This is a genomic window from Mesorhizobium sp. M1A.F.Ca.IN.020.06.1.1 (assembly GCF_004023265.1).
Taxonomy (GTDB): Bacteria; Pseudomonadota; Alphaproteobacteria; order Rhizobiales; family Rhizobiaceae; genus Mesorhizobium.
Genome location: NZ_RZSR01000561.1, coordinates 1 through 3987, shown reverse-complemented (window position 1 = coordinate 3987; position 3987 = coordinate 1). Strand labels below are relative to the sequence as shown.

Sequence of the window (3987 nt, the reverse complement as noted above, 5' to 3'; positions counted from 1 at the left end):
CCCGTCTGTCCGCCGGCCCGCGCGCTGGAAATCGCGCAGGATCGCGTGACCGAAAAAAGCTTCCTGAACGGCATCGGCGTTCCCACAGCCGAATTCTGCCCAGTGGACAATGACGAGCAGCTGACGGCCGCGCTGAAGAAATTCAGCGGCAGCGGCGTGCTGAAGACGCGCCGCATGGGCTATGACGGCAAAGGCCAGCGCGTCTTCCGCAACATGGAGACCGGCGGCTTTGCCGGCACCTGCGAGGCGATGGGCAATGTGCCGCTGATCCTCGAATCGCTGGTCGCTTTCGAGCGCGAGATTTCGGTGATTGCCGCGCGCGGGCAGGACGGCTCGGTTGCAGCCTACGATCCGGCCGAGAATATCCATCGCGAAGGCATATTGCGAACGTCGACATTGCCGGCCGCCATCGCACCGGACACCGCATCGGCGGCGAAGCAAGCGGCAGCAAAAATCCTTGCGGCGCTCGACTATGTCGGCGTCATCGGCGTCGAGTTCTTCGTGCTTGCCGACGGTTCGCTTTTAGCCAATGAGCTGGCGCCGCGTGTCCACAATTCCGGCCACTGGACGGAAGCCGCCTGCATCGTTTCGCAGTTCGAACAGCATATCCGCGCCATCGCCGGCCTGCCGCTGGGCTCGCCTGCACGGCATTCCGACTGTGTCATGGAAAACTTGATCGGCGATGACATGCTGAAGGTTCCGGCGCTGCTCGCCGAGCCCGGCGTGATGCTGCATCTCTACGGCAAGGCCGAGTCGCGGCCCGGCCGCAAGATGGGCCATTTCACGCGCATTGAGCGTCGGCGCTAACGCCGACTACTGCACGTCTTCGTCCTCGTCCGGGCTGGCGCAGCTCGGATCGCCTTCCTGGCAGTTGGGGCCGGAGGTGAGTTGCTTGGTGCGCTCGGTCGTCAGCTCCGTCAGGCATTGCGAAACCTCCATCGGGTGGATGGAACCGCCCTCGCTGTCGGCGGTCGAATAGGCGCATTCGGCGTCGCGGAAGGTGATCCAGGCGCGCTGTGCGGTCTGCAGCAACTTGTTGGCCTTCTCGTCATTGCGGCCGACAATATCCTTGTAGGCGGCGTTGAGCTTGGCATCGGCCGCCTGATAATCGGCATTGGCGCAGATATTCATCATCGACTGGCTGTCGTCGCTGCGATCGCAGTCCTCGGCCCATGCAGCCGGAACCGTCGCGATGAGGACAAGGCATGCGGGCAGAAAGAGACGGCGCATGATAAGACTCCGTTTCGCTGAGAGCATCTGCAACCTAGAGGAATCGCTTGGCGTCGCAGAAATGCGGCTAAACAAATAGACATAACCGGAGGGGACCTATGTCCCGCTCTGGCGTGGCCCGCAACATTCCAGCCGCCTCTGAGTCGCGCAATGCCGCGCGTTACCTATGGCGAATATTTGATCAGCGCACCATTTGCGGCATAAGAGCCGCCCGCTTGCGGTTGACACGGGCAAGGCTCCTCGTTTATGAGCCACGCAAGTTCAAGGCGCGCTTTTTTCGGGCGCGCCTTTAAAATTCGGCCCGGGACCGGGCCCCCGACCGAACAGGCAAGACCATGAAGATCAAGAACTCGCTCAAGGCGCTCAAGGCGCGTCACCGCGACAACCGGCTGGTTCGCCGCAAGGGACGCATCTACATCATCAACAAGACCGCTCCGCGCTACAAGGCGCGCCAGGGCTGAGACTTGCGCGCGGCGCTAAGCGCCGCGCCGCTGATGTCGACTGCCGGTTCGCCGGACCCTCACGCTAAAATCATTTTGACGATCCGCCGTCCGGGACTAGATTCCGGACATGCGGATTCTTTTTGCATTCTTCATTGCCCTCGTCCTTTCCGGAACGACCTTGCCCGCTTCGGCGCAGGATGAGGCCACGCCGCCCGCCGCTTCGCCGCCGCCCGCCATCACGCCTCCGCCGGTCGCCTCGACTAGGCAGGGACGGCTCGACCAGCTCTTTGCCGATCTCAGACGCGAGCGCAACGAGAAGGCCGCCGAACGCATCGCCGGCCGCATCTGGAATGAGTGGAACCAGTCCGGCAGCGCCTCGATCGACCTGATGATGCGATGGGCGCAAAGGGCGGCGGAAGACCAGAAATTCGACGTCGCGCTCGATTTCCTCGATCAGGTGGTGACCTTGCAGCCCGATTATGCCGAAGGCTGGAACCGCCGCGCTACCGTGCATTTCCTGATGAAGAACTATGGAAAGTCGATGTCGGACATCGACCACACGCTGCGGCTCGAACCGCGCCATTTCGGCGCGCTGTCCGGTCTCGCGCAGATCATGGCCGAGACCGGCCACAAGCAGTCGGCGCTGGAAGCCTGGCAGAAGGTGCTCACCATCTATCCGATGATGCGCAGCGCCCAGGGCCAGGTCTCGACGCTGTCGGAAGACCTGGCCGGCGAGGGCATTTGAGGGGCAGCTCTTCGTCATCCTCGGGCTTGACCCAACGACCATGCCGTGACTTTCCGCGCCGCGACGGTGGTGCAGACCTCTGCTCCCCTGCAGCCGTCGCGCAAGGTGACGGCGTGGATGCCAGCGGCTTCGCGACGGAGCTTCGCTCCTGCTTCGTCCTGACGTTGACAGGCCGGCCAAGCTGAACATTTGCGATACTCCACCGAAGCGGGCAATAATTTGGGCTGGCAGCAGGCCGCCAGCTCGCCAAACTCGCCGTGCTCCTAAACTAAATCCACTCGCCCGTACTTTCCGCATGGACCTCATCTGCCTCGCGCTCCTCCCCCTCGTTGCCTTCCTCATCGCCCTTGCCGGCATTACCCGCGCCGGCGTCTGGCTGATCGAGCGCCGCAATCCGCCGATCGGCGCATTCGCCGACATCGATGGTGCCCGCATCCATTATGTCCACGTCCCCGCCGCCGGCGCCGATCTGCCGCCTGTCGTCTTCATCCATGGCGCCAGTGCCAATCTCAAGGACCAGATGCTGCCGCTGAGGCCTTTGCTCGAGGGCCGCGCCGAGCTGCTGTTCCTCGACCGACCGGGCTTCGGCTGGTCGGAGCGCGGCGACAACGAAACGCTGGCGGCGCAGGCCGACACTGTCGCCGCGTTGATGGATCGGCTCGGCATCGCAAGGGCGATCATCATAGGCCATTCCTTCGGCGGCGCGGTCACAACCGCCTTCGCGCGCCAGCATCCGCAAAAGACGCTCGGCCTCGTCTTCCTGGCGCCCGTGAGCCATCCGTGGCCGGGCGGCGCGACCGCCTGGTATTACAAATTGACGGCTGTTCCGGTGGTCGGCTGGCTGTTTTCCGAGACCATTGCTTACGCGGCGGGCATGCTGCGGATCGGCAATGCCACGGCCTGCGTGTTTTCACCGAACAATGTGCCGAAGGGCTATATCGGCAAGGCTTCCATTCCGCTTGTTCTGAGGCCGCCTGCCTTCCGCGCCAACGCCCGCGATGTGGCCCGACTTTACGATTATGTGCGCGCTGCCTCGCCTGGCTACCGTGAGATCAAGGCGCCGACCTTGGTCATCTCCGGCGATCGCGACAAGGTGGTCTATGCCACGGTCCATTCCGTCGGCCTCGAACACGACATTCCCGGCGCCGAGCTGGTCTGGGTCGCGAATCTCGGCCACAAGCCCGACTGGATCGCCCCCGACCTCGTCGTCGGCGCCATCGAAAGGGCGGCCGGCGCGCCGGTCGACTTGCAGTCGATGGCGAGTGTTGTGGAAAGCCGGATCGCCGGCGACGCGCAAGGCGCTGACAGGTACCCGGAACTGAAGGTGCCGGACGCCGAGCTGGCGCCGGGCTAAGCTCGGGACCGGAAGGTGTCGAGATTCAAATTAGGCCGAGCCGAGCAGAGCGGATTCCCAGAACCGGAGCGGAGCGACTTGACCACATGAGCCCCGGAAGCGCAGGAAAGGCGCGCCTCACAGGCCGGTCCCACCTGAATACGGGCATACCTTAGTGCGTCTCTGAGCCGACATAGGCGATGCGCAGCATGTTGGTGGAGCCGGGCGTCCTCAGC

5 protein-coding genes are annotated in these 3987 nt (G+C 63.8%); 4 read left to right on the top strand and 1 reads right to left on the bottom strand.

Annotated elements, in window-relative coordinates; translation table 11 throughout:
* Nucleotides 1–807: 5-(carboxyamino)imidazole ribonucleotide synthase (locus EOA60_RS22260; RefSeq protein WP_128311898.1), on the top strand; the 807-nt coding region annotated here is incomplete at its 5' end.
* A 6-nt stretch (nucleotides 808–813) separates the two neighbouring features.
* Here EOA60_RS22260 and EOA60_RS22255 read toward each other — a convergent pair.
* Nucleotides 814–1230: a lysozyme inhibitor LprI family protein gene (locus EOA60_RS22255; RefSeq protein ID WP_067002206.1), complete on the bottom strand. Its 417-nt coding sequence runs from the start codon at nucleotides 1228–1230 to the stop codon at nucleotides 814–816.
* 335 nt (nucleotides 1231–1565) lie between these two features.
* Between EOA60_RS22255 and ykgO the strand changes: the two genes are divergently transcribed.
* From ykgO to EOA60_RS22240, 3 genes are all read left to right on the top strand, one after another.
* Nucleotides 1566–1691, top strand: a complete 126-nt coding sequence (gene ykgO / locus EOA60_RS22250) for a type B 50S ribosomal protein L36 (RefSeq protein WP_040974291.1) — start codon at nucleotides 1566–1568, stop codon at nucleotides 1689–1691.
* Between the two features lie 109 nt (nucleotides 1692–1800).
* Nucleotides 1801–2418 carry a hypothetical protein gene (locus EOA60_RS22245; protein WP_067001924.1) on the top strand — a complete coding sequence of 206 codons (618 nt, stop codon included), beginning with the start codon at nucleotides 1801–1803 and terminating at the stop codon, nucleotides 2416–2418.
* Between the two features lie 295 nt (nucleotides 2419–2713).
* Nucleotides 2714–3772 carry an alpha/beta hydrolase gene (locus EOA60_RS22240; protein WP_095824059.1) on the top strand — a complete coding sequence of 353 codons (1059 nt, stop codon included), beginning with the start codon at nucleotides 2714–2716 and terminating at the stop codon, nucleotides 3770–3772.
* Nucleotides 3773–3987: the final 215 nt, after the last annotated feature.

What these genes read in the sequence shown, in the direction of transcription:
- EOA60_RS22255 (WP_067002206.1), bottom strand. Translation starts at nt 1,230, where the DNA reads ATGCGCCGTCTCTTTCTGCCCGCATGCCTTGTCCTCATCGCGACGGTT.
- ykgO (WP_040974291.1), top strand. Translation starts at nt 1,566, where the DNA reads ATGAAGATCAAGAACTCGCTCAAGGCGCTCAAGGCGCGTCACCGCGAC.
- EOA60_RS22245 (WP_067001924.1), top strand. Translation starts at nt 1,801, where the DNA reads ATGCGGATTCTTTTTGCATTCTTCATTGCCCTCGTCCTTTCCGGAACG.
- EOA60_RS22240 (WP_095824059.1), top strand. Translation starts at nt 2,714, where the DNA reads ATGGACCTCATCTGCCTCGCGCTCCTCCCCCTCGTTGCCTTCCTCATC.